The 24,837-nt window shown below is 69.2% G+C and carries 22 protein-coding genes; 11 read left to right on the forward strand and 11 right to left on the reverse strand.

The window, feature by feature from the left end:
* On the reverse strand, positions 1-1,130 hold a 1,130-nt coding region (locus tag ACFPZ3_RS47705), incomplete at its 3' end, for an AAA family ATPase (protein ID WP_379521054.1).
* Between the two features lie 777 nt (positions 1,131-1,907).
* Between ACFPZ3_RS47705 and ACFPZ3_RS47710 the strand changes: the two genes are divergently transcribed.
* From ACFPZ3_RS47710 to ACFPZ3_RS47720, 3 genes are all read left to right on the forward strand, one after another.
* A complete protein-coding gene (locus tag ACFPZ3_RS47710) occupies positions 1,908-3,176 on the forward strand; it encodes an AAA family ATPase (RefSeq protein ID WP_379521055.1) in 1,269 nt (422 codons plus the stop codon).
* A gap of 104 nt (positions 3,177-3,280) precedes the next feature.
* Positions 3,281-3,823 (forward strand): RNA polymerase sigma factor, encoded by a 543-nt coding sequence (locus ACFPZ3_RS47715; RefSeq protein WP_379521056.1) that lies wholly within the window; start codon positions 3,281-3,283, stop codon positions 3,821-3,823.
* Positions 3,820-5,049: a CU044_5270 family protein gene (locus ACFPZ3_RS47720; RefSeq protein WP_379521057.1), complete on the forward strand. Its 1,230-nt coding sequence runs from the start codon at positions 3,820-3,822 to the stop codon at positions 5,047-5,049. Before ACFPZ3_RS47715 ends, ACFPZ3_RS47720 begins: the two co-directional genes overlap by 4 nt.
* 161 nt (positions 5,050-5,210) lie before the next feature.
* On the opposite strand, the gene ACFPZ3_RS47725 is transcribed toward ACFPZ3_RS47720, so the two are convergent.
* The 3 genes from ACFPZ3_RS47725 to ACFPZ3_RS47735 all read right to left on the reverse strand — a co-directional run bounded on the left by ACFPZ3_RS47725 (position 5,211) and on the right by ACFPZ3_RS47735 (position 6,569).
* Complete coding sequence (locus tag ACFPZ3_RS47725; protein ID WP_379521058.1) at positions 5,211-5,618, reverse strand: hypothetical protein; 408 nt, start codon at positions 5,616-5,618, stop codon at positions 5,211-5,213.
* A gap of 12 nt (positions 5,619-5,630) precedes the next feature.
* The gene (locus ACFPZ3_RS47730) at positions 5,631-5,876 is read right to left on the reverse strand and encodes a hypothetical protein (protein ID WP_379521059.1); all 246 of its coding nucleotides are present in this window, start codon (positions 5,874-5,876) and stop codon (positions 5,631-5,633) included.
* A gap of 72 nt (positions 5,877-5,948) precedes the next feature.
* Positions 5,949-6,569 (reverse strand): TetR/AcrR family transcriptional regulator, encoded by a 621-nt coding sequence (locus ACFPZ3_RS47735; protein ID WP_379521060.1) that lies wholly within the window; start codon positions 6,567-6,569, stop codon positions 5,949-5,951.
* A gap of 72 nt (positions 6,570-6,641) precedes the next feature.
* Here ACFPZ3_RS47735 and ACFPZ3_RS47740 point away from each other — a divergent pair, with 72 nt between their 5' ends.
* The 3 genes from ACFPZ3_RS47740 to ACFPZ3_RS47750 all read left to right on the forward strand — a co-directional run bounded on the left by ACFPZ3_RS47740 (position 6,642) and on the right by ACFPZ3_RS47750 (position 10,105).
* A complete protein-coding gene (locus ACFPZ3_RS47740; RefSeq protein WP_379521061.1) occupies positions 6,642-8,063 on the forward strand; it encodes a DHA2 family efflux MFS transporter permease subunit in 1,422 nt (473 codons plus the stop codon).
* Positions 8,060-8,824 carry an SDR family NAD(P)-dependent oxidoreductase gene (locus ACFPZ3_RS47745; protein WP_379521062.1) on the forward strand — a complete coding sequence of 255 codons (765 nt, stop codon included), beginning with the start codon at positions 8,060-8,062 and terminating at the stop codon, positions 8,822-8,824. The genes ACFPZ3_RS47740 and ACFPZ3_RS47745 overlap by 4 nt, the downstream gene beginning before the upstream one ends.
* A 93-nt stretch (positions 8,825-8,917) precedes the next feature.
* On the forward strand, positions 8,918-10,105 hold the full coding sequence (locus ACFPZ3_RS47750) for an RtcB family protein (protein WP_379521063.1): 1,188 nt from the start codon (positions 8,918-8,920) through the stop codon (positions 10,103-10,105).
* Here the strand turns inward: ACFPZ3_RS47750 and ACFPZ3_RS47755 are convergent, their stop codons facing one another.
* On the reverse strand, positions 10,106-11,095 hold the full coding sequence (locus tag ACFPZ3_RS47755) for a LacI family DNA-binding transcriptional regulator (protein ID WP_379521064.1): 990 nt from the start codon (positions 11,093-11,095) through the stop codon (positions 10,106-10,108).
* Between the two features lie 362 nt (positions 11,096-11,457).
* Here ACFPZ3_RS47755 and ACFPZ3_RS47760 point away from each other — a divergent pair, with 362 nt between their 5' ends.
* The 4 genes from ACFPZ3_RS47760 to ACFPZ3_RS47775 are packed head-to-tail and all read left to right on the forward strand — an operon-like array spanning position 11,458 to position 15,267.
* Positions 11,458-13,116, forward strand: a complete 1,659-nt coding sequence (locus ACFPZ3_RS47760) for a discoidin domain-containing protein (RefSeq protein WP_379521065.1) — start codon at positions 11,458-11,460, stop codon at positions 13,114-13,116.
* Between the two features lie 17 nt (positions 13,117-13,133).
* Positions 13,134-13,976, forward strand: coding sequence for a DUF1996 domain-containing protein (locus ACFPZ3_RS47765; protein ID WP_379521066.1), 843 nt, complete (start codon positions 13,134-13,136; stop codon positions 13,974-13,976).
* 3 nt (positions 13,977-13,979) lie between these two features.
* The gene (locus ACFPZ3_RS47770) at positions 13,980-14,555 is read left to right on the forward strand and encodes a DUF305 domain-containing protein (RefSeq protein WP_379521067.1); all 576 of its coding nucleotides are present in this window, start codon (positions 13,980-13,982) and stop codon (positions 14,553-14,555) included.
* 10 nt (positions 14,556-14,565) lie between these two features.
* A complete protein-coding gene (locus ACFPZ3_RS47775) occupies positions 14,566-15,267 on the forward strand; it encodes a phosphotransferase (RefSeq protein ID WP_379521068.1) in 702 nt (233 codons plus the stop codon).
* Here ACFPZ3_RS47775 and ACFPZ3_RS47780 read toward each other — a convergent pair.
* From ACFPZ3_RS47780 to ACFPZ3_RS47805, 6 genes are read right to left on the reverse strand one after another with little or no spacing between them, the layout of a single operon-like run.
* Complete coding sequence (locus ACFPZ3_RS47780; RefSeq protein ID WP_379521069.1) at positions 15,228-16,031, reverse strand: SDR family oxidoreductase; 804 nt, start codon at positions 16,029-16,031, stop codon at positions 15,228-15,230. The genes ACFPZ3_RS47775 and ACFPZ3_RS47780 overlap by 40 nt on opposite strands.
* A gap of 38 nt (positions 16,032-16,069) precedes the next feature.
* Entirely contained in the window at positions 16,070-16,690 is a 621-nt protein-coding gene (locus tag ACFPZ3_RS47785; RefSeq protein WP_379521070.1) for a phosphotransferase, read from the reverse strand.
* Complete coding sequence (narI, locus tag ACFPZ3_RS47790; protein WP_379521071.1) at positions 16,687-17,418, reverse strand: respiratory nitrate reductase subunit gamma; 732 nt, start codon at positions 17,416-17,418, stop codon at positions 16,687-16,689. Before narI ends, ACFPZ3_RS47785 begins: the two co-directional genes overlap by 4 nt.
* Positions 17,415-17,969, reverse strand: a complete 555-nt coding sequence (gene narJ, locus ACFPZ3_RS47795; RefSeq protein WP_379521072.1) for a nitrate reductase molybdenum cofactor assembly chaperone — start codon at positions 17,967-17,969, stop codon at positions 17,415-17,417. The genes narI and narJ overlap by 4 nt, the downstream gene beginning before the upstream one ends.
* Positions 17,966-19,567, reverse strand: a complete 1,602-nt coding sequence (narH, locus tag ACFPZ3_RS47800) for a nitrate reductase subunit beta (RefSeq protein WP_379521073.1) — start codon at positions 19,565-19,567, stop codon at positions 17,966-17,968. The genes narJ and narH overlap by 4 nt, the downstream gene beginning before the upstream one ends.
* Positions 19,567-23,058 (reverse strand): nitrate reductase subunit alpha, encoded by a 3,492-nt coding sequence (locus ACFPZ3_RS47805; RefSeq protein ID WP_379521074.1) that lies wholly within the window; start codon positions 23,056-23,058, stop codon positions 19,567-19,569. Before ACFPZ3_RS47805 ends, narH begins: the two co-directional genes overlap by 1 nt.
* Positions 23,059-23,103: 45 nt before the next feature.
* Between ACFPZ3_RS47805 and ACFPZ3_RS47810 the strand changes: the two genes are divergently transcribed.
* Positions 23,104-24,279, forward strand: a complete 1,176-nt coding sequence (locus tag ACFPZ3_RS47810) for an MFS transporter (protein WP_379521075.1) — start codon at positions 23,104-23,106, stop codon at positions 24,277-24,279.
* Positions 24,280-24,837 lie beyond the last annotated feature (558 nt).

Here is a 24,837-nt window from a genome sequence, read left to right on the forward strand (position 1 = left end):
TGCTCGCGCCAGAACACGACGAACTCCCGCAGCAGGCGCGGCAGGTCGAAACGGCCGTCCCGCAGGACGAAGCTGTGCGGATCGGCCATCACGTACTGTTCCGATGCCGCGCCGAGCACCCGCAGGATGACCTCCCGGTAGATCGGGTTCGCCACCTCCAGCGGAGGCTTCTCCTTGACCAGGCCCAGATCGCGGACGTAGGACAGGTCGTCGGAGAAGGTGAGGTCGAGGTCGGGGAAGTCTCCGGCCAGGATGGGCTCGATCACCCGCTTGACCCGGGGCTCGCGCAGCCGGGCGACCAGCGTGTCCAGATGGGTGGCGCGCGCCCGGATCAGCCGCTCCTTGGCATCTTCCACCTGCCTGGCGGTGATGGCACTGGTCGCTTTCATCTTTATGGTGATCTCATAGGCGAGGGAGTTGACCAGCCACGGTTGTCCTTGGGTCAGCTCGAAGACCCGGTCCACGGCGTCCTTGGTGAACTCCTGGCCGGTCGCCTGGGTGTGCTGGTCGTAGAGCTCGGCGATCTCGTCGGTGGTGAAGTCGCCCAGGCGCAGCGACTCGGCGATGATGTTGAACGGGCTGGCGGGGTTCGTCCGGCCGGGGTCGCCGCCCGAGGCGACCTTGTAGTCACGCGGTTCGCGCAACCCGCACAGCACCACGGACGCGGGGAACGGCTGGCCCTCATGCCGCGCGTTGTGACCGTGGCGGAGCTGGCTGAGGATGCTGACCATGCTGTTGCCCTGCAGGGCGTCGATCTCGTCGAGGAACAGCACGATCCTGCGCGGGCTGCGGTGGCACCACTCGCTCAGTGCCGAACCGAACCGGCTGCCCGGCGTGACCTCTGGCCAGGGATCCGGCGGCAGCAGCTCGTCCGGCCATCCCGCCCACTTGGCGGCCTCGCGGAGGGAGTCCAGCAGAAGCGACTCCGCGGCGGCGTAGTCGTCGCCGGCCGACTTGGCACGCTCGCAGGAGAACATCAGGGCGGCGGTGTCGCCCTCGGCGGTCAGCTCGGACGCTAGCGTGCCTAGCGCGGTCGTCTTCCCGGTCTGCCGGGGCGCGTGCAGCACGAAGTAGCGATCCATCTCGATGAGCTCGCGCGCCTGCGGGAGCCGCTGCGTGGGGGGCAGCATGTAGTGATGCTGGGGGCCGCATGGGCCGGTGGTGTTGAAGTATCTCGCTCGCGGTGGCCGCATGGTCACATTCTGCCATCCCTTTGTTCGAGCCGTACCTGCCACCATGAAGCCGACGCCCAAGGTGCTCTCCAGTTCGACGTTGTGGTGACGGAGACGAATTCGTCCGCTCCTGGCCGGATCATCGCGATCGGTGAGGCCAAGTGCGCCCTCTCACCCATGGACGTTCAGCAACTCCAGCGGCCGGAACATCTGCGCGCCCTGCTGCCGGACGCCCAGGTGGATCAGCCAAGTTGTTGTTGTTCGCGCGCTCGGGGTTCACCGACGAACTCAAGGAGGTAGGCCGGGGGCGGAGCCGATGTGGAGACCGTCGATCTCCATCGCCTGTATCAGGGTGAATGACCTCGAAATGGGAGGAAGGTGCTTCGTGCAGGAGGTTGAGCATGCTTCTGCCTGGTTGCCGTGTGGCGAAGTTGGAGCTGCACGCCGTAACCTAATTAGTATGCTTCGGAGCATACAAGTTAGGTGACAACCGTGAACAAGCCAGAAAGAGTGTTGTCGAGAGATGCCGAGTGGGCCGCGCTCGCCCAGTTCGTACAGCATCCAGACCCTCACCTTCGTCTCGGCGTCGTGTCGGGGCGGCGTCGGGTGGGCAAGAGCTTTCTCCTTCGTGCTCTGGCCGAAGCCGCAGGCGGCCTCTATGTCACGGCGGTCGCCGAGGAGGGCAGGGTCGCCGCACGGCGCCGGTTGGCGGTGGAGATCGCGCGGTACGCGGGGGTGGCGGCCGAGCTGATCGCCGATGCGAGCTGGGAATCTCTCCTCTCCACGGCCATCGATCTCACATCTGGACGCGGCGGGAACGCGCCGGGAGTTCTCGTCATCGACGAGTTGCCGTACTGGATGGCGCACTCTCCTGAAGTGCCTGGTCTGCTCCAACTGCTCTATGACCAGTCACAGGCGGGTCAGGGCGTGCCCGGCGGGCGCGTGATCGTCTGCGGTTCGGCCATGTCCGTCATGAACGAGCTGCTCTCCGGCACCAAGACACTGCGCGGTAGGGCGGCACTCGATCTCTTCCTGCAGCCCTTCGACCTGGGCACTACAGCGCGGCATTGGGGGATCGAGGACTCCGCGGCGGCGCTGCGGTTGCACGCGATTCTCGGTGGTTCTCCCGGGTACCGGAACCTGGCCAATGTGGCGCCGCCACAGACCGTCGCCGGCATGGACGATTGGGTGCCTGCCACCGTTCTAGATCCGCGGCAGGCGCTCTTCTCGGCGAGCGAGGCCGAATATCTGCTGCGAGAGGATCCCAAGTTCACCGGGAGCGCGTTGCACTACGCGATCATCAATGCGGTCGCGAATGGGGCCAGTAGCCCGGCCAAGATCGGTGGGTTGCTGGAGCAATCCCGTACATCGCTGACGCGACCCATCGAAGGGCTGGTCAGCGCCGGATACCTGCGGTCCGACACCGACCCGCTGTGGGAGAGACGTCCCGTGATCACGGTTATTGATCCCATCGTGCGTTTCCACAATCTGATCACAGTGCCGCAGCGAGATCTCGTGGACACGGGGCAAGCGGCTCAGGCTTGGCGTCGCTCGCGTCCGACGTTCGTCGCGCGCATTCTGGGGCCGCACTTCGAGCTCTGCGCCAGGGAATGGCTTCGGAGTCAGGCCGATCCCGCCCTGCGAGGGAACGCGAGCACGGTGACGGCCACGGTCGTCAACGACAAGAAGGGGCAGGCCAAACACGAGATCGACGTCGTGGCCCTGGACAAGAGGGCGGGGCGGGCCGACATCAGACTCATCGGCGAGGCCAAGGCGACGGTCGCGCGAAGGAACGTGGCCGACCTGGCGCGGCTGGAACAGCTCAAGGCACTGCTGGGCGAACACGGGCATGACACGGGCTCGGCCGTGCTTGCGCTGTTCTCGATGGAGGGGTTCCAGCGGGACCTCGTTGAGGTGGCGCGTCGCAGGGGAGATGTGCTGCTGGTGGATCTGCCCGTCCTCGTCGGTGGTGGGGAGCCGGTGGCGGTGCCTCGCGTACGGTGAGTGCGGCTTGCCCGGCAGGAAATTTCGGTTGATGCGTAACAACGGGAGGGCTTGGACCACTTCCTGGTGTCAGAAGAACGCATCCCGAACGAAGGGGCTGGGCGGTGGCGGATGATGCGCACCGGTTCACCGGCATGTACGACGAATGCCGGCAACGTGTGTGGGCCTACGTGGTCAGTCGCGCGGGCCGGCAGGTCGCGGACGAGGTGGTGAGCGAGACGTTCGCGATCGCCTGGCGGCGGTTGGACGATGTGCCCGAGCCGGCGCTGCCGTGGTTGCTCGGTGTCGCGAGGAACGTGCTGCGTGACAACGTGCGTGCCGAGATTCGCAGGGAGGCGCTGGCCGCGGAGCTCAAGGCCTGGACCGAGGGGGACGTGGCCGATCAGGTGACCGAGCGGATGGGGGTGCTGCGGGCGCTGGCCTCGTTGCCTGAGGACGATCGCGAGATCCTCATCCTCCTCGCCTGGCACGGGTTGTCGCCCAAGGAGGCCGCCCAGGTCATCGGGTGCTCGTCGGCGGCGTATCGGGTGCGGTTGCACCGGGCGCGCAAGCGCCTCAAGCGAGCGATGGAGGCGGTGCCCGAGACAGGGCCGCCTGCTGCGCCGTCCATGCCCCACGTGCGGAACCTCAGCGAGGAGTGGTCATGAACCCCATCGACGAACTTCGGGCGGCCAGGCCCGGGCATCTCGGCGACCGGCCGGTGGATGAGCGGACCAGGGCCGTGGAGCTGGCCCGGGCCATGTCGCGGCCCCGGGAGGCGGGACGTCGGCCGGGGCGGCGGAAGATCGTGCGACCGGCGTGGGGGCTGGGGCTGGCGGGGGCTGTGGCGGCCGCGACGGCGGTGGTGATGGTCGTGTCAGGGAACGGGGCCGGGAATGGGAACGGTATCGGGACCGGGAATGGGAACGGGACCCTGGCGACGACGTCGCGGGCGCCCAGCGGGCAGGGCGTCGTGGCGACCGCCGGCCCCAGCGCCTCGGCGGCGCCCAGGGTGAGGTTGTCGGCGCGGGAGGTGCTGCTGGCGGCGGCCGAGAAGGCCGATCAGCGGACCGAGGGCAGTGGCGACTACTGGCACAGCGTGTCGGTGGGCAGGAACCTGTACACGGCCAAGGACGGCGGCTACCTGGTCATGGATCAGGATCGCAGCGAGGGGTGGACGCCCAGCGCCACCGGCGGCGAGCAGTGGTCGCGGAGCGCGTCGCTCGGCGCGAAGCCCGCCACCGAGGAGGATCGGACGGCCTGGGAGCAGGCGGGGGCGCCGTCCGAGATCGAGGCGCTCGTGCCGGGCAAGGGCGGCGGGAAGGGGAAGTACGGGGCGATCACCTTGTCCACCTCCCCTGGGCGGGCCACGACGAGTCACAGTCCGCTGGTGGATGGCGACAAGGTGTTCTGGCTGGGGCGGAACGTCACCATGAAGGACCTGCGCGCCCTGCCGGGCGAGCCCGGTGAGCTGAAGAAGTGGCTGATGGCCTCCTACGAGGGGCACGGGACCGAGTCCACGAGCGAGAAGATGTCCGGGGACGCGTGGTTGTTCCGGGTCAGCGTGGGGCTGATCATGGACATGCCGGTGACGCCGGAGGTGCGGGGTGCGGCGTTCCGCATGCTGGCCGACCTCGACGACGTGAAGGTCACCGGGGATGTGACCGATGCCGAGGGGCGGCAGGGTACGGCCGTGTCGGTGGAGGAGAGCGGCACTCAGGGGAGTGTCTACGAGAACCGGCTGGTGTTCGACGAGGAGACCGGGCAGGCCCTGGCCAATGAGCAGGTGGTGGTGAAGCCGGGCGGGTTGCAGGCCGACTTCGAGCCGGGCACCGTCTGGAACTCCAACGCACTGATCGAGGCTGGCTGGACGGATGACAAGCCGGCCTCCTGATTCCGCCGCCGATCGGGGGTCGCGGATCACGCTCTGAGGATGCGGTTGAGGGCCCGTCAGAGAAGGGCCCCGCTAGGGAAGGGCCCCGCCGGAACAGGGCTGCTCAGAGAAGGGCCTGCCAGAAAAGGGACCCGCCAGAGAAGGGCTGGCCAGAGAAAGGGCTAGCCGCTCTGGCGGGCCTCGTCGTTGGCGTTCGTGCGGATCTGCTGGATGCGCTGCTTGGTCAGCCCGAGCAGTTCGCCGATGTCCCCGTCGGACAGGCCCAGCTCGTGCATGTGCTTGACCCGTTTCTTCAGCGTGCGCGTGTAGTCCTCGGCGATCGCGGCGGCCTGGCGCTGGAGGGCGGCGAAGTCGTCGAGGTCCTGCTCGGACAGGCCGGGCAGCGTGTAGTGGAAGACGGGCGCGGGGGGCTGGGCGCTGTCGCCGAACAGGAACGGGAGCCCCTCGGTGACGTCCCCGTGCAACTCCTTGAGTGTGCGGGCGGACATGCCGCCGGCCACGCCGTCCACCTGGGCCAGCCACAGATTGCCCGCCATGGTGACGTGGACGTCGACGCGGTCTGCGGTCATCGGGTGCTCCAGTCAGTCCTTCAGCCAGCCGTCGCCGAACAGATGCGCCAGCCCTCGTTCGAGGGAGTCCACCAGGTGCGGTGTCTCCCCGGGGTAGAGCGGGAGGATCGCGCGGGCCGCGACCCGGCCCTCGGCGTCCCACAGCAGGAGGAAGCGTTGCCGCCTCGTCGTCTCCGCCCAGTCGCAGCGCAGGCCGTGGAGGTGGGAGAGCCCGATGATCCGATCGCGGATGGCCGCGTAGTCGTCTCGTTCCACCACACGCGGCAGACTATATCCCTTGACTACCATCGACAAGGGGTCTTGTCTGCGCTGATTCGCCATGCGTGTTGGTTAGGGCGTGGCCCAGGCCCGTACGAAAGTGTCCACGGCGGCGCCGGCCATGGCGCGGAGTTCCGCGTCCTCAAGCTGGCGGGTGCCGAGCTGGGAGCGGGCCTCCAGCGGGCCGAGGAGCAGGGCCATGAACTGCTCGGCCGCGAGGTCGGGGTCCTTGGCGCGCAGGCGGCCGGCGAGGGCGAGCCGGGCCAGGCGGTCGGCCACGGCCCCGTTGAGGCGGTCGGGGCCGCTCTCCTTGACGATGTCGAGAATGTCGGGGAAGTGGGTGATCTCCGAGTAGAGGAGCCGGCGCAGCGCGCATGAGCGGCCGTCGGTGTGCAGGCGGAGCAGGGCGTGGGCGACCTCCTCCAGCGTGGCGCGCAGGTCGTCGCCGGGCGTGGCGAGCGGCTCCAGGGCGGCGACGCGCTCGTCGAGCGTGGTTTGGGCGGCGGCCTCGATGGCGTGCCTGAACAGGGTGGCCTTGTCGGTCATGTGGTTGTAGACCGTCGGCTTGGCGACGCCCGCCTCGCGCGCGATGTCCTGCACGCAGGACTGCGCGTAGCCCTGCCGGGCGAACACGGTGAACGCGCCTTCCAGGATCGCCTGGCGCTTGTCGATCCGGCCGCGGGTGGTGGTCATGTCTTCGATTGTACTCATCGGTTCAAATCAGTGAACTTGCCATAGAACGTATGAGGTAATTATGTTGAACCCATGAGTTCAAATACCGACGATCGGATGGATCGGCGGCTGCTGTGGACGATCGGTGTGGTCCTGCTCGGAGGGATGCTGGGCATCCTCAACAGCACGATGGCGGCCGTCGCCACCGACACCCTGGCGGCGGTCTTCGACACCTCGCTCAGCACGGTCGGCTGGACGTCCACCGGATACCTCCTCGCCGTGACGGCCACCATCCCCTTCACCACCTGGGCCGTCGACCGGTACGGAGGCAAGCGGCTCTGGGTGGCGGGGCTGATCATCTTCCTGGCCGGGTCGCTGGCCGCCGGGCTGGCCTGGGACGTGGGCAGCCTGATCACGTCCCGGATCGTGCAGGGGCTCGGGGCCGGGCTGCTCGACCCGCTCGTGCTGATCCTGCTGGCCAGGGCCGCGGGGCCGCGACGGGCCGGGCGCGTGATGGGGCTGATGGGCCTGGTGTTGTCCCTGGGACCGGTGCTCGGGCCGATCGCGGGCGGCGCCATACTCGGCGCGATGACGTGGCGGGCGATGTTCCTGATCAGCCTGGGCGTCGGAGTCGTGGCGCTGGTGCTGGCGCTGCGGGCGATCCCCGCCGACTCGCCGGGCGAGCAGAGCCCCTCCCGGCTGGACGTCCTGGGCCTGGCGCTGCTCGGGCCCGGGTTCGCGGCGGTCGTGCTGGGGTTCTCGCAGACGGCCGAGCAGGGGGCGATCGGGGCGTGGCAGGCGCTGGTGCCACTGGCCGCCGGGGTCGTGCTGCTGATCGGGTACGCCGTTCACGCGCTGCGCGGGCGTCGTACTCCACTGATCGACCTGCGGTTGTTCCGTAGCAGGAGCTTCAGCGCGAGTGTCGCGATCATGGGGCTGGGCGGCATGGGGCTGTTCTCCGGGCTGTTCGCGCTGCCCCTGTACTACCAGCAGGCGCACGGGCACGGCGTGCTGGCGGCCGGGCTGCTCATGGCCCCGCTCGGGCTCGGCGGCGCCATCGCCATGCCGCTGGCCGGGCGGATCTCCGACCGGATCGGCGGGCGCGGCCTGGCCGCCGCGGGGGCGGTCGTGGCGATCGCGAGCGTGTTCGCCCTGACGCAGGTGGGCCCCGGCACGCCGGAGGTGTGGCCGGCGCTGGCGGCGCTCACGTTCGGGCTGGGCAGTGGCAGCTTCAGCGCGCCGACCATGGGGTCGCTCTACCGGACGCTGCCCGAGCCCATGGTGGCCCAGGGAAGCTCCGTGCTGTACATGCTGAACCAGCTCGGCGCGGCGATCGGCGTCGCCCTCGTCACGCTCGTCGTCCACGGCGAGGCCAGTGCGATGAGCGGTCTGCGTGGCGTCTTCTGGGTCGGTGTCGTGTCCAACCTGATCGTTCTGGCCCTCATTCCGTTGCTGCCCGGCAGGGCGGGGCCGGCGGCGGTCGTACCCGAGGAAGAACTTGTGAGGAACACGTGATCGTGATCAGCGGAGGCACCGACGGGATGGGCCGGGCGCTCGCCCGGACCTGTCTGGAACGAGGCGACACCGTCGCCGTCGTGGGGCGGGACGCGGCCAAGGTGCCGCCGGGAGCGGTGTTCATCCAGGCCGATCTGAGCCTGATCGGTGAGAACCGGCGGGTGGTCGAGGAGATCAACGCCAGGTTCCCGGTCGTGGACGCGCTGGTGTTGTGCGCGCGGTTCTTCCGTACGCACCGGTTCGTGACGGAGGAGGGGATCGAGGGGACGTTCGCGCTGGACTACCTGAGCCGGTTCCTGCTCAGCCACGGGCTGACCGCGCCGAAGACGATCGTGAACGTGTCGGGGCCCGGGCAGCCGGACGGGCGGATCCACTGGGACGATCTGATGCTGGAGCGGCGTTATGACGGAATGACGGCGCAGTTCCAGGCCGGGAAGGCGAACGACCTGCTGGGCGTGGCGTTCGCGGCGCGGCACGCGGACCGTACCCGGTATGTGCTCATGCATCCCGGCGGGGTGTCGACGAGCGTCGCCGGTGAGTACGACGCGGCGACGCTCGCGCACGTCGAGGCGCTGAAGCGGTACGGGATGCCGGTCGAGGAGGGCATCAAGCCCATCGTCGCCCGCATCGACGACCCGCCCGCCGAGCCGCTCAGCGCCTTCATGCGGGACCGCCGCATCGGCCTGGACCTGCCCTCCTTCGACGGGCGGGCGGCGGAGCGGCTGCACGAGCGCACGCTGGAGCTGATCGGTCCGAAGTAGTACGGCAATTAGCGCAAATTCGGTTGCAGGGGGTAGGGGGACTCTGGCCTGATAGATCGCGTTCGGGATGTGGCCGGGAGGAGGCGATACGGGATGACGTACAACGAGGTGACCGGGACCAGGCACCCCCTCAGGATGTGGGCGGAGCCGGAGACGGTCGATCCGCAGGCGATGCAGCAGCTGCGCAACGTGGCGAACCTGGAGTGGGTCCACGGTGTCGCCGTCATGCCGGACGTGCACCACGGCAAGGGCGCGACGGTGGGCTCGGTCATCGCGATGAAGGACGCGGTGTCGCCGGCGGCGGTCGGCGTGGACATCGGGTGCGGGATGACGGCGGTGAAGACCACCTACAAGGCTTCGCAGCTGCCCGACAACCTGGCCTACCTGCGCGGCAAGCTCGAACAGGCCGTGCCGGTGGGGTTCTCGCACCACAAGCGGCCGGTCGACCCGGGCAATGTGCACGGGATGAAGACGGCCGGGTGGGCGGAGTTCTGGAAGAGCTTCGACGACCTGGCGCCGGCCGTGATGCCGCGGCGCGAGCGGGCCGAGGTGCAGATGGGCACGCTCGGCGGCGGCAACCACTTCCTGGAGGTGTGCGCCGACGACGAGGGCGTGGTCTGGGTCGTGCTGCACTCGGGTTCGCGCAACATCGGCAAGGAGCTGGCGGAGCACCACATCGGGGTGGCCCGCGGGCTGTCGCACAACAAGGGGCTGGTGGATCGCGACCTGGCGGTGTTCCTCGGTAGGACGCCGGAGATGGACGCCTACCGTCGCGACCTGTTCTGGGCCCAGGACTACGCGCGGCGCAACCGGACGCTCATGATCGGCCTGGTGTGCGACGTGCTGCGGCGGCACCTGCCGAACATCGGGTTCGACCAGCCCATCTCCTGCCACCACAACTACGTGGCCGAGGAGCGGTACGACGGCGTGGACGTGCTCGTGACCCGTAAGGGCGCGATCCGGGCGGGCAGCGGTGACCTGGGGATCATTCCTGGCTCGATGGCCACCGGGACCTACATCGTCAAGGGCCTGGGTAACAGCCTGGCCTTCAACTCGGCCTCGCACGGGGCGGGGCGGAAGATGAGCAGGAACAAGGCCAAGAAGACGTTCACGGTCAAGGATCTGGAGGAGCAGACCCTGGGTGTGGAGTGCCGTAAGGACTCCGGAGTGGTGGATGAGATTCCGGGGGCGTACAAGGACCTGGAGTCCGTGATGGCGGCGCAGACGGATCTGGTGCAGGTGGTCGCTCACCTGAAGCAGCTCATCTGCGTCAAGGGCTGATCATGTCGACTCCCTGACGACGAGGTCGGCCGGGAGGAGCAAGGGGGCGTTACGGCCGCCCTCGAACAGGCCCAGCAGAAGGTCCACGGTCGCGGTGGCCCAGTCGGTCATCGGGCTGTGGACCGTGGTCAGTGCCGGGGTGGTGTAGAGGGCGGCCTCGATGTCGTCGAAGCCGACCACCGCGACGTCGTCCGGCACCCTGCGGCCCGATTCGCGCAGGGTGCGCAGGGCGCCGATGGCCATGAGGTCGTTGGCGGCGAAGACGGCGTCCAGGCCGGGGTCGTCCTGGAGGAGCTGGCGCATGGCGTCGGCGCCGGAGATCCGGGTGAAGTCGCCGATGGCGACGATCGAGCGGTGGCCGGTCTCGCGCATGACGGCGGTGTAGCCGGTGAGGCGTTCCTGTGAGGCGATCATGTCCAGCGGGCCGGTGATCGTGGCGACACGACGTCTGCCCTGGCCGAGGAGATGGCGTACGGCGAGGGCGGCGCCGCCGAGGTTGTCGTTGTCCACGTAGGGGACGGCCGGGTTCGTGCGGCCGAGCGAGACGATCGGGATGCCCTTGCGCGCCAGCGTGGAGGGCAGCGAGTCGGCGCCGTGCATGGACACGAGCATGACGCCGTCCACGTGACTGGCCGCCACGTACTGGGCCACCCTGGTCCGGCTGTCCTCCGAGCCGGCCAGCATGAGCACCACCTGCTTGCCCGCCGCCTCCAGTTTCCTGCTGGCCTGGCGGACCACGGCCGAGAACATCGGGTCGTCGGAGACCAGGCCCTTGGGCGGGTCGGAGACGACGAGGGCGACGGCGTTCGTACGGCGGGTAGCGAGGTTGCGGGCGGCGGCGTGCGGGACGTAGCCGAGCTCCCTGACGGCCCTCAGCACGACCTCGCGGATCGACGGGGCGACGGTGGAGGCGCCGTTGATCACGCGGGAGACGCTGGACTTGGAGACGCCGGCTCGGGCGGCGACGGCTTCGAGGGTGGGGCGGTTCACATATCCCTCCTGAGAGAGCGCTCCCTCAGAAGGGTGGGGTGCGGGTGGTGGGGGAGTCAAGACAGGGTTCGATTCCGATGTTTCTCTAGGCGGGGAACGGGTCCTCGGGCATTCCGGCGCAGGGTAGGGCGTCGTGGCTGGTCAGTGTGTACGGGACGCTGGCTGAGAAGCGATGAGAGAGCGCTCTCTCATGCGTCAGGGAGGTTTCCAGAGGGTTAACGCGGTCCTTGACAGAGATAAGAGACGCGAGCACGCTCCATCTCAGGGAGCGCTCCCTCGAACCATCCCCCCAGTTTGACGGAGACGTCGTGAGTCCACCCCACAGCCCACGCGTGCGTCGCCTGGCGACACTCGTTGCTCTCATGATCACCATGGCCTTGGTGGCCGTGCTGCCCGCCGGCGCCGCCGACACCCTGCTGTCCCAGGGCAGGCCCGCCACGGCCTCCTCCTCCGAGAACGTCGCCTTCCCCGCCTCCGCGGCCGTGGACGGGAACGCGGGCACCCGCTGGTCCAGCGCCTTCGCCGATCCCCAGTGGATCCAGGTGGACCTCGGCGTTTCCGCGAGCATCAACCGGGTCGAGCTGAGCTGGGAGGCCGCGTACGCCACCGCGTTCCAGGTGCAGGCCTCGGCCAACGGCACGACCTGGACCACCCTCCACTCCACCACCACCGGCGCGGGCGGCAACCAGAGCCTGACCGTCTCGGGCGCCGGCCGCTACGTCCGCGTCCTCGGCACCCAGCGCTCCACCCAGTACGGCTACAGCCTCTGGGAGTTCAAGGTGTACGGCCCCGGCGGCGGCGACGGTGGCGGGGACCGGTTGTTGTCCTACAACAAGCCCGGCGTCGCCTCCAGCTCGCAACACGACGGCAACTGCTGGGAGTGCACCCCGGCCAGGGCGTTCGACCTGGACCCGGCCAGCCGGTGGGCCACCTCGGCCTGGTCGGACCCGGGCTGGATCTACGTGGACCTGGGCGCGACCGCGCAGATCAGCAAGGTCGTGCTGCAGTGGGACCCGGCCTACGCCCGGTCGTTCCAGATCCAGACCTCCCCGGACGCGAACACCTGGAGCACCGTCTACACCACCACGACCGGCACCGGATTCAAGCAGACGCTGAGCGTGAGCGGCACGGGGCGGTACGTGCGCATGTACGGCACCCAGCGCTCAGGCGCCTACGGCTACAGCCTGTGGGAGTTCCAGGTGTACGGCACCGGTGGCAACCCCACCGACCCGCCGGCCCCGCCGAAGGACCCCGCCAACCCGCCCGCCCTGGTGTGGAGCGATGAGTTCAACGGCTCCTCGGGCAGCAAGCCCGACGCCGCCAAGTGGCGGGCCGACCCGGGCACGGGCCCGAACAACGAGTTGGAGTACTACACCAACCACGACAACGCCTCGATGGACGGCCAGGGAAACCTGGTCATGGAGGCGCGCAAGCAGGCCACCGCGGGCTCCGCCTGCCCGCCCGACCCGCTGACCGGCAGCACCACCTGCCAGTACACCTCGGCCAGGATGAACACCGGCACGAAGTTCCACTTCACCTACGGCCGGGTCGAGGCCAGGGTCAAGGTGCCCAAGGGCAACGGGTTCTGGCCGGCGTTCTGGATGATGGGGGCCGACTTCCTGACCGGGCGGCCTTGGCCGTACAACGGCGAGGTCGACATCATGGAGATCCTCGGCAAGGACGTGAAGACGTCCTACTCGACCGTCCACGCGCCTGCCTACAACGGCGGCGGGGGCATCGGGGGGCCGTACACGCTGCCGAACGGCGCCGACTACTCCGACGACTTCCACGTCTGGGCCGCCAACTGGGACAGCAAGGGCATCGTGTACACCCTCGACGGCCGCACGGTGTTCACCCTCAGCAAGGACCAGGTGGAGCAGACACGCGGCCCCTGGATCTTCGACCACCCCTTCTACCTCATCCTCAACCTCGCCATCGGCGGCGACTGGCCGGGGCCGCCCAACGCGGCGACGCCGTTCCCGTCGCGCATGCTCGTCGACTACGTACGGGTCTACCAATGAGCACCAAGGGAGCCGCCATGCGCACCTCTCGTCTGATCGCCCTGTTATCTGTCCTGCTCGCGACGTTCGCCGTGGCTCCGCGCCCGGCGATGGCCGAGCCCGTACGGGTGGCGGAGTTCCTCGCCGACTGCCCGTTCAGCCACCGCCTGCCCGACGACCCCATCGTCTTCCCCGGTCTGGCCGGCGCCTCGCACATGCACAGCTTCTTCGGCAGCCGGGTCACCAACGCCCACACCACGCTGGCCGACCTGCAGGTCGGCGGCACGAACTGCAACCCGGCCGTGGACAAGTCCTCCTACTGGGTGCCGACCCTCTACCGGGACGGCGCGCCCGTGGAGCCGGCCATCGTCACCTTCTACTACCTCGGCGAGGGCGTGCGGGACGACATCATCGCCCGCACCCAGGCGACGCCGCTGGGGCTGCGGATCGTGGCGGGCAACGCCAAGGCGACCGGGCCCGACAACACGACGATCTCCCGGTGGTCCTGCCTGCACGCCGGGCAAGTGGGGGCCTCCAAGGACTTCGTGAACTGCCCGTCGGGGACGATGCTGGAGTCGTACCTGGACTTCCCGCAGTGCTGGAACGGGCGGGACCTGGACTCCGCCGACCACAAGAGTCACATGGCCTATCCGGTGGCGGGGCAGTGCCCGAGCACGCATCCCGTGCCGGTGCCGAAGTTGCGGCAGGTCATCCGGTACCCGGTGAGCGGTGACCCCTCGCACTTCCGGCTGTCGTCGGGAGGCGGGTTCACGATGCACGGCGACTTCTTCAACGCCTGGCCGGTGGCGGAGATGGAGCGGCGGGTGCGGGACTGCATCCGGCCGATCTTCAAGTGCGGCGCCGACGGGCGTCCTTCGTAGATCATGTTCGCGGTCCGGGCGGAGTCCTTCCGCCCGGACCTGTTCTGGGGAGTGCCCGTGTTGCGGTGTCTGCTGATCATCCTGTTCCTGGCGGGGTGCTCCGCCGCTCCTCCCTCCGTGCCCGAGCCCGAGGCCCGGTTCACGACGACTGACGTGGCCTGGATGCAACTCACCGACGCCCTGCACACGCGGGCGCTGCCGGTGCTGGAGCTGGCGCCCGACCGTGCCGGGCGTCCGGTCGCCGATCTTTCCGTACGGCTCCGCACGACGCACGAGGCCGGGCGCGGGCGGTTGCGGGCACTGCTCGCCACGGCCGGGATCACCGGCGACAACCCGCACACTCAAATGGACATGCCCGGCATGCCCACGGCGGTGGAGGTGAAGAAGCTCACCAAGCTGAAGGGCGAGTCCTTCGACCGGCGGTTCTCGGGCCTGATGAAGGCCTATCTGGATCAGCTCGTGCTGGTGGCGAACGGGGAACGGAGCTCGGGCGGCGCGGCGGAGGTGCGGGATCTGGCCACCGCGATGGTCCGGGAGCACGGCGAGGAGCTGGCCGAGCTGGATCGCATCTCCGCGTAAATTGGGGCGCATGGAACTGCTGGGGGCCGGGCGGAGCGCGGATGTGTACGCGATCGGCGACGGGCGGGTGCTGCGCCGCTACCGGTGGGCGATCGACGTCGAGGCAGAGCTGGCGGTCATGACGTACGTGGCCGCGCACGGTTATCCCGTGCCCGAGGTCTATCCGGGTGAGAGCGGCTCCACCGACCTGGTGATGAGGCGACTGACCGGGCCGACGATGTTGCACGCCCTGTTCGCCGGGGAGATCGCGCCGGAAGAGGTGGGCGCGATCCTCGCGCGACTGCTGCTGCGGCTGCACGAGATCCCGGCCCGCACGTCCGGAAGACCGGGCGACCGCATCCTGCATCTGGATCTGCATCCCGACAACGTGATGCTGACGCCGGACGGGCCCATGGTGATCGACTGGGCCAACTCCAGGGAGGGCGACCCCGCGCTGGACTACGCGCTGTCGGCGGTGATCCTCGCCGAGGTGGCCGTGAACCCGGACCTCGGGATCGAGGAGGGAGTGCGGCCGGTGCTGGCGGCGCTGGTGGCGCGGCTGGGCGACGCCCTGGACGTGGGCGAGCCCCTGGACCTGGCCAAGGCGCGCAGGGGCGAGAATCCGACGCTCAGCGAGCGGGAGATCGGGCTGCTGGACGAGGCGGTGGCGCTGGTGCGGAAACTGCGGGCGGATCAGCGCCAGGCGCCGCCGGCGGCGGCCTCCGCCACGTAGGTCTCGAAGGGTTTCGGCGGGCGGCCGGCCACCTGACTCACCGTCTCGCCCACCGGCTGGTCGCCGAGCGCGCGGAGGTCGGCGAACGTCTTGGCCGCGTGGATCGAGTCTCCGGAGAAGCCGTTGGCCGCGATGTAGTCTTCGTCGCCGCCCAGGTAACGCACCTCGCGGCCGCTCGCCTGGCTGATGATCCGCACGGCCTCCTCGAACGACAACGAGCGCGGCCCCGTGATCTCGTAGGTGCGGCCCGCGTGGCCGTCGCCCGTGAGGGCCTCGGCGGCGACGGCGGCGATGTCGCCCGCGTCCACGAACGCCTGGCCCACGTCGCCGAGCGGCAGCAGCACCTCGCCCGACATGATCGCCGGGTGGAGGAAGCCCTCGTCGAAGTTCTGGTCGAACCAGCTCGGGCGCAGGATCGTCCACTCGGCCCCGCAGCCGCGCACGGTGCGCTCGGCCGCCAGCAGACGCTCGTCGCCCATGGTCTCGATGCCCCCGCTGGACAGCAGCACCACGCGCTCGACGCCGCGCTCCACGGCCAGGGACACGAACGCCGGATCGACCGGCGTGCCGTCGGGGGCCATGAGGTAGAGGGCGGACGCGCCGGACACGGCCGCCTCCCATGTGTCGGGCGCCGACCAGTCGAACCTGGTCTCGCCGCTTCTGGAGGCGGCACGCACGGTGTGGCCGGAGGCGCGCAGCGACTCCGTGACGCGGCGGCCGGTGGAGCCTGTGGCACCGAGGACAAGAATCACCTGCTCAGTCATGCCCCAAGCCAAGCAAAGGGCACCGACAGAAACAACCGTTACTCGGTCCAGGCGGCGGTGGCGTCGAGGCGGTCGCGCCAGAGTTTCTCCCCGTCACCGCCGGGCTCCCAGCGGGCGCAGAAGTCGAGCAGGTCGTGGCAGCGCGTCACCATGGCCGTCTGGCGTTCCTGCCAGCCGGGGACGGGGTCTCCGTACGCGGTGAAGAAGTGCGGCAGCAGCGGGACGTGCTCCGCGTGATGGCTGCGTACGATCCACTCCAGCCAGGCCAGGTCCTCCACCGGCCGCCCCGGGTGGGCCCACTCCCAGTCGAGGATCGCGGTCGTCTCCAGCGTGGCCGGGTGGAACAACATGTTCTGCGGGCCGTAGTCGCCGTGGACGATGCCGAGCCGGTGGATGCGCGACAACATGCGTCCGCACTCGGCGAACACCTCCGCCGCCCGCCCCTCGTCGATCAGGTCCTGACCGTGGGAGCCGTCGACGAAGCGGGTGGTCAGGCTCGTCGAGGTGACCTGGTGGACGCGTGGGACAGGGAGGCGGCCGCGCAGGCGCCGCAGGTATCTACTCTCCGTGCTCAGTCTGAAAGCCGCTTCGGGTCCCTGGTAGCACTTCACGACCAGGGCGCCGTCGCCGAACGTGCTGTTGGTGTACCCGTGCTTCACAAGGGTCGATTCTGGCCTACCCGGGGACCTCTCGGGCGCCTCGGCGCGCCATCCGCGCGGCTCCGATACACGATGTAAGGACGGAACAAATAGCCCAGCGGAGCGGAAAGCGCGTGCACCAGGCGGCTGAACGGGAAAAGTACGAACAGCGCCATCCCGATCAGTGTGTGCACCTTGTAAAGACTGCTCGCCTGGCTCATCGCCATGGCGTCGGGCTGGAGCACGAAGATCCCCCGGAACCAGGGTGCGACCGTGGTGCGATAGCTGGCCTCGCTGGGCACGAACCCCACGATCGTGGTCATCACGCCGGCGAGGATGGCGGCGCCCAGCACCACGTACATGATCTTGTCGTTGACCGTGGTCGCCAGGAACACCGGGCCGTTGGTGCGGCGGCGGTAGATCAGCAGGCCCAGTGCCACCAGCGTGGCCAGGCCGGCCAGGCCGCCCCAGATGAGCGCGTTGGTGTGGTAGGCCTCGTTGGAGACGCCGATCGCGTCGGTCCAGCCGATCGGGATGAGCAGGCCGGTCACGTGGCCGACGATCACGAACAGCAGGCCGTAGTGGAACAGCGGGCTGGCCACGCGCAGCAGCGGGCTCTCGTAGAGCTGGGAGGAGCGGGTGGTCCAGCCGAACTTGTCATACTTGTAGCGCCAGAGCAGCCCGCCCACGAAGATCACCAGGGTGAGGTACGGCGCGACCACCCAGAGCGCGCTCTCCGCCCAGGTCACCGGTAGCCTCCCACGCTCTCGGCCGGTGGCCCGCCGGAGGCCAGGCGTTCCGCTCTCGCCCGGTCGGCGGCGCTGATCGGCGGCAGGGCGGCGCACACCGTGTCGATCACGTGCCGGTACGGCGAGTCGCGCTCGGTCAGTGCGGTGCGCAGGAGTTCGAGCCCGGCCCGGTGCCCGGCGAGCAGGTCGGCGCCCGAGGGGTCGAGGGCGGCGAACTCCAGCATCACCGGCAGGAAATCGGGCAGTTCGTCGTCCATCAGCTCCCAGCCCGCCGCCCGGTAGCGGCCCTTCAGCGCGGCCAGCGACTCACCGCGCCGGCGGGTGTCGCCGTCGGCGTAGTAGGTCAGGTAGAGGCAGCAGCGCCGCTGCATGTCGAAGGTGTCCACGTAGTGCGCGGCCAGCTCGCCGGAGCCCAGGCTCGATGCCAGCGCGAGGAACGTGCCGAAGTGCGGTTCCGCGGCCTCCTCGATGAGGGGGAGGCGGTGCCAGAACCGTTCGTCGGGGTAGGCGAGCAGGTGCGCGGCGGCCTGCCAGACGACGGCTTTGTTCATGCCTTGCCTTTCTTCGGCGGGAACAGGCCCGCTGGGGCGCCCCGGCCGTCCCAGTTGAGGAGGTTCACCCGGTCGCGGGTTACCTCGTCGCTGGTCTGGCGCTCCTTCAGGCCGTGGAAGCTCTCGATCGAGACCGGCACAGGACGGCCCGAGGCCTCGCCGAACGGGCCCTGCATGCCCGGCCCCCCGTCGTAGTCGAGGCTGCAGCCGCCCTCGTCCACGACGCCGGGCTCGTTGCCGTAGGCGGTCGGGATCACGTAGCGATCGTTGTACTTGGCCAGGGCCAGCAGGCGGTACATGGCGCCCAGGTCCTCCTCGGACAGGCCGACGTCCGGGAGCACGGGCTCGTCGCCGAGGTTGACCGCCCGCATGTACGAGCGCATCGCGGCCAGGCGGCGCAGCGCGGCCGTCACCGGCTCCGGGTCCCCGGCGGTGAACAGCTCGGCCAGGTAGCCGATCGGGATGCGGAGCGATTCGATGGCGGCGAACAGGTTGGCCGCGTCCTCCCCGTCGTGGCCCGTGGTGGACAGGGCGTCCACGACGGGGGAGAGCGGCGGGACGTACCAGACCATGGGCAGCGTGCGGTACTCCGGGTGGAGAGGGAGCGCTATGCGATACCTCTTGATCAGGTCATAGATGGGCGATCTGCGGGCGGCGTCCAGCCAGTCGGAGGGCAGCCCGGCCGTCTCGGCCACCGGATCATCCGGGTCGATGAACAGGTCGAGCTGGGCCTCGTACAGATCCCGCTCGTCCGTCACCGAGGCCGCCTCCGTGACGCGGTCGGCGTCGTACAGCAGCACGCCCAGATAGCGCAGGCGGCCCACACAGGTCTCCGAGCAGACCGTCGGCAGGCCCACCTCCACCCGGGGATAGCAGAACGTGCACTTCTCGGCCTTGCCGGTCTTGTGGTTGAAGTACACCTTCTTGTACGGGCACCCCGTCACGCACATGCGCCAGCCCCGGCACTTGTCCTGGTCCACCAGCACGATGCCGTCCTCGGAGCGCTTGTACATGGCGCCGGAGGGGCAGGAGGCCACGCACGACGGGTTGAGGCAGTGCTCGCAGATGCGCGGCAGGTAGAACATGTACGCCTGCTCGAACTCCAGCTTGACCTCCTCCGACACCTTCGCCAGCACCGGGTCGGGCGAGGGGTCGCCGCCGAGGTTGTCGTCCCAGTTGGAGCTCCAGCGGATCTTCGTCGGCTGACCGCTGATCAGGGATCGGGGCGGCGCCACGGGGATGTCGGCGGAGAGCGGGGCGTTGGTGAGGTTCTCGTAGTCGTAGGTCCAGGGCTCGTAGTAGTCCTGGATGGAGGGCATGAGCGGGTTGGCGAAGATGTTCAGCAACTTGCGCAGGCGGCCCCCGGCCCTCGGTTTGAGCGCGCCCTTGCCGGTCAGCTCCCAGCCGCCGCGCCAGCGGTCCTGGTCCTCGTAACGCCGGGGGTAGCCCTGACCTGGGCGGGTCTCAACGTTGTTGAACCAGACGTACTCGACGCCGGGCCGGTTGGTCCAGGTCTGTTTGCAGGTGACCGAGCAGGTGTGGCAGCCGATGCATTTGTCGAGGTTCATCACCATGGCGATCTGGGCCATGACTTTCATCAGTACCGCACCTCCTGTGATCTGCGCCGGATGGTGGTGATCTCGTCGCGCTGGTTGCCCGTCGGGCCCAGGTAGTTGAAGGCGTACGAGAGCTGGGCGTGCCCGCCGATCAGATGTGTGGGCTTGATGAACACCCTGGTCAGCGCGTTGTGGATGCCGCCACGGCGGCCCGTGGCCTCCGACTTCGGCACGTCGATCAGGCGGTCCTGGGCGTGGTGCATGTAGACCGTGCCCTTCGGCATGCGGTGGGAGACGATCGCCCTGGCCACGACCACGCCGTTGCGGTTGGTCGCCTCCACCCAGTCGTTGTCGGCGATCCCGAGGTCGGCGGCGTCCGGCGTGGACATCCAGATCGTGGGGCCGCCCCTGGAGAGGGAGAGCATGAGGAGGTTGTCCTGGTACTCGGAGTGGATCGACCACTTGCTGTGCGGGGTCAGGTAGCGCAGGGCGCCGGTCTCGCCGTACAGAGCGGCCAGGTCGAGCGGGGGGCGGTAGATCGGCAGCGCCTCGCCGTACTCGTGCATCCAGTCGTGGTCGAGGAAGAAGTGCATGCGGCCGGTCAGCGTGTGCCAGGGCTTGCCGTTCTCGACGTTGATCGTGAAGGGGGAGTAGCGGCGGTCGTGGGACTCCTTGCCCGACCATTCGGGGCTGGGGGCGACGGGGACCGGCCTGGCCTGGGTGTCGCCGAAGACGATGCGGTGGCCCTCGTGGGCCAGTCCGTCGAAGCTCACCCCCGTACGCTGGGCGAGCTGCCGGAACCCCTGCACGGCCAGCCGCCCGTTGCTCACCCCCGACAGGGCGAGGATCGTCTCGCACGCCTTGGCCTCGGTGTCGAGCTCCGGCCGGCCCTTGGCCACGCCGCGCGGCACCAGCCCGCACTGCTCGCCCAGCCAGGTCACCTCCTCGTCCGGCATGAAGGTCACGCCCTTGACCGGGATGCCGAGCTTCTCCGTGAGCGGTCCCAGGGCGGCCAGCTTCTCCGCCGTGGCGCCGAAGTCGCGTTCGACCACCTTGAGGCCGGGGCCTGTCCGGCCGGCCAGCTCGGTCGGTGTGTCGTGCTGGTGCGCCACCGCCACCACGTCCTTGCGCACGCCCAGGTGGTCCTTGGCCAGGACGCTGAAGGCCTTCGCGATGGCGTGGAAGGCGGCGAAGTCCGTCCGGGTCTCCCAGGGCGGGTTGATGGCCGCGTTGAAGGCGTGCACGAACGGGTGCATGTCCGTGGAGGACAGGTCGTACTTCTCGTACCAGGTGGCCGCGGGGAGCACGACGTCGGAGAAGATCGTCGAGCTGGTCATCCTGAAGTCCAGGGTCAGGAGGAGGTCCAGCTTGCCCGCCGGGGCCCTCGGGTCGGGGTGTTCGAGGTTGGAGGTGGCGCCGAGGAGGTGGTGCAGGAAGTACTCGTTGCCCTTGGCGGAGGAGCCGAAGAGGTTCGAGCGCCAGAGGGTCAGGACGCGGGGCCAGTTGCGGGGGTCGTCCGGGGTCTCCGCCGCGAGCCTGAGCCTGCCCGCTCCGAGCTCTTCCCGGGTGTACGCGATGGGGTCGTCGGCGTCGCCCAGCTCCAGGGGGTTGCGGTCGAAGGCGGGCGACATGGGCATCCAGCCGTTGCGGATCGACTCCGTGATCAGGTCGACGGTGTGCTTGCCGCGGAACTCGCCGGGGGCCAGGGGGCTGGACAGCTCACCGGCGTCGAACTGGTCGTAGCGCCACTGGTCGGTGTGCAGGTACCAGAACGGGGTGCCGGGGACCTGCCTGGGCGGCCGCTGCCAGTCGAGGGCGCCCGCCAGGAGGGCCCAGCCGGTCTGGGGGCGGCATTTCTCCTGGCCCACGTAATGGGCCCAGCCGCCGCCGTTGCGGCCCTGGCAGCCGGTCAGCAGGAGGAGTGACAGGAAGGCGCGGTAGATCGTGTCGCCGTGGAACCACTGGGTGGTTCCGGCGCCCAGGATGATCATGCATCTGCCCTGGGTCCGCTCGGCCGTCCTGGCGAACTCTCTGACGATCTTCACTGCTCTTCTGGCCGGCACACCCGTTATGGGCTCCTGCCAGGCCGGGGTGTAGGGCTCGTCCGGGTCGTCGTAACCCGTGGGCCAGGCTCCTGGCAGGCCGTTGCGGTGCACGCCGTACTGGGCCAGGAGGAGGTCGTAGACCGTCGTCACCGTGTGGCCGGCGACCTCCTGGACGGGCACGCCCCGGCGGACCGAGTCGCCTTCGTCGAAGCGCGGGAGGAGGACCTCCGCCGTGCCGCCGCCGTACAGGGTGAGCTGGGGCTTCTCTTCGAGGTTGAGGTTCCAGCGGCCCATGCCGGAGTCCGTCCAGCGGAATCCGGCCGAGCCGTTCGGCACCACCGGCTCGCCGCTCTCCGACATGAGGACGGTCTTCCACTCGGCCGCCTCTTCCTGGTCGCCCAGGTCTTTGGCGGTGAGGAACCTGCCGGGCACGTACGCGTGCTCGCGCTTTTCGAGGGTGACCAGGAAGGGCAGGTCGGTGAAACGTTTGACGTAGTCGGTGAAGTACGGCGTCTCCCGGTCCACGAAGAATTCCTTGAGCAGGACGTGGCCCATCGCCATGGCGAGGGCGCCGTCCGTGCCGGGTCGCACCGCGAGGAACTCATCGGCGAACTTGGCCGCGTCGCTGTAGTCGGGGGAGATCACCACGACCTTCTGGCCCCGGTAGCGGGCCTCGGCCATCCAGTGGGCGTCGGGGGTGCGGGTGACGGGGACGTTCGCGCCCCAGAGCATCAGGTACGCGGCGTCCCACCAGTCCGCCGACTCCGGGACGTCCGTCTGGTCGCCGAAGACCTGGGGGGAGGCGACGGGCAGGTCGGCGTACCAGTCGTAGAAGGAGAGCATGGTGCCGCCGATGAGGGAGATGAAGCGGGCGCCGACGGCGTGGGAGACCATGGACATGGCGGGGATGGGGGAGAAACCGGCGACCCGGTCGGGGCCGTAGGTCTTGATGGTGTGGACGTGGGCGGCGGCGATCATCTCGGTGGCCAGGGCCCAGGAGACGCGGATGAGGCCGCCTCGGCCGCGGGCGCTCTGGTATCGCGCCCTCTTTTCCTGATTTGTCGTGATTTCGGCCCAGGCGGCCACCGGGTCGCCCAGGCGTTCCTTCGCCTCCGCGTACATCTCGACCAGGACGCCCCTCGCGTACGGGTAGCGGATCCGGGTCGGCGAGTAGGTGTACCAGGAGAAGGCGGCGCCGCGTGGGCAGCCGCGCGGCTCGTACTCGGGGCGGTCGGGGCCGACGCTCGGGTAGTCGGTCTCCTGCGTCTCCCACGTGATGATGCCGTCCTTGACGTACACCTTCCATGAGCACGAACCCGTGCAGTTCACGCCATGTGTGGACCTGACCACCTTGTCGTGGCTCCAGCGGTCGCGGTAGAAGGCGTCGCCTTCAGTGCCGCCGTTGAGGAAGAGGGTGTGCAGATCGCGGCTGGTGGCCGATCTGCGCAGGAAGCGGCCGGTCTTCAGCAGGAGGTCTTCGGCGCTCATAACCCCACTTCATCACAGATAGTGACTCTCTGTTACACAGGGTGTATGTCTGAGCTGTCTGTGATTCGTAAAGGTCAGGTGCGGAACCTGGTGCTGGCCACCATGGCGTTCGCGGTGACGTTCTGGGCGTGGAACCTCATCGGGCCGCTGTCCGGCAGCTACAGCAGGCAGTTGCACCTGTCGCCGACACAGACCTCGCTGCTGGTGGCCATCCCGGTGGTGGTGGGGTCGCTCGGGCGGATCCCGGTGGGCGTGCTGGCCGATCGGCTCGGCGGGCGGCGGATGTTCGCGGTCATCTGCTTCGTGTCGATCGTGCCGGTGTTGTTCGTGGGGTGGGCGAATTCGTACGGGTGGTTGTTGTTCTGGGGGTTTCTCCTGGGTATTCCTGGCACTTCTTTCGCCATCGGCATCCCCTTCGTCAACGCCTGGTACGAGCCCGCGCGGCGAGGGTTCGCCACCGGCGTGTTCGGGGCGGGGATGGGGGGCACGGCCTTGTCGGCGTTCTTCACGCCGCGCCTGGTCGAGGAGTTCGGGCGGCCCGCGACGCATGTGCTGATGGCGGCTGTGCTGGTGTTGATGGGGGTGGTCATGCTGGGTGGCAGCCGTAACTCACCCCAGTGGACGCCCGCCACCGGGCCCGCGCTGCCCCGGATGCGGGAAGCCGTGAAGATCAAGGCGACGTGGCAGTGTGCCTTTCTGTACGCGGTGTCCTTCGGTGGGTTTGTGGCGTTTTCCACTTATTTGCCGACATTGCTGCAGAACCTTTATCACTTCGCTCAGACGGATGCCGGGTTGCGTACCGCCGGGTTCTCCATCGCCGCCGTGTTGTCGCGGCCTTTCGGGGGCTCGCTGTCCGACCGGATCGGGCCCGTGAAGGTAATGATCATCTCGCTCTGCGGGACGGCCGTCATGGCGCTGGTGCTGGCGCTCAAACCGCCGGTCGAGGTGCCTGCCGGGGTGAGCTTCGTGCTCATGGCGTTCTTCCTCGGGCTGGGGACCGGCGGGGTGTTCGCGCTGGTGGCGCGCCTGGTGGAGGCGTCCAGGGTGGGGACCGTGACCGGGCTGGTGGGGGCCGCCGGGGGGTTGGGCGGCTACTTTCCGCCGTTGGTGATGGGGGTTGTCTATGCGGGTACGGGGGCTTACACGATTGGGTACGTGTTGCTGGCGGTTACGGCGGGGGTGGCGCTGGCGTACACAATAAGAACCTTCCGCACCCTCTAACACCCCTCACCCCGCCATCCGCCCGGCCCGCCATCCACCCGGCCCGCCATCCACCCCGAGCCCGGCCTGCCATCCACCCCGAGCCCGGCCTGCCATCCACCCCGAGCCCGGCCTGCCATCCACCCCGAGCCCGGCCTGCCATCCACCCCGAGCCCGGCCTGCCATCGATCCGGCCCGAGCCCAGCCCCCGAGCCCAGCCCAGCCCCCGAGCTCGCCTCGCTCGACCCTCGCTGAGCCACCTGCCCCGCCCGAGCCTCGCTGGGCTGCCTGAGTTCCCCGCACCTCGACTGCCGCTCTTGTCCGAGTCCCGCTCGACCCTCGCCAGAGCCCCTCCAGGGCGTCCCTAGCCCGTCCGCGTCCCCAGCCCGACGAGGGGGCCCGGGCGTCGGTTCGGAGGGGTCGGGGGCCAGTCTGAGGTGTCGCATACGCGGGTGGAGGTGTCGCATAGGCGGGCGTCCGAAAAGGTTCGCGTCGCGCCATCAGCGCCCCGCCGCGAATAAGCCGAGCCCGCCGCCGATTATTCGAGGAAGACCGAAATGTCCCCGCCTGGCGCGCCAG

The organism is Nonomuraea insulae (assembly GCF_042656245.1).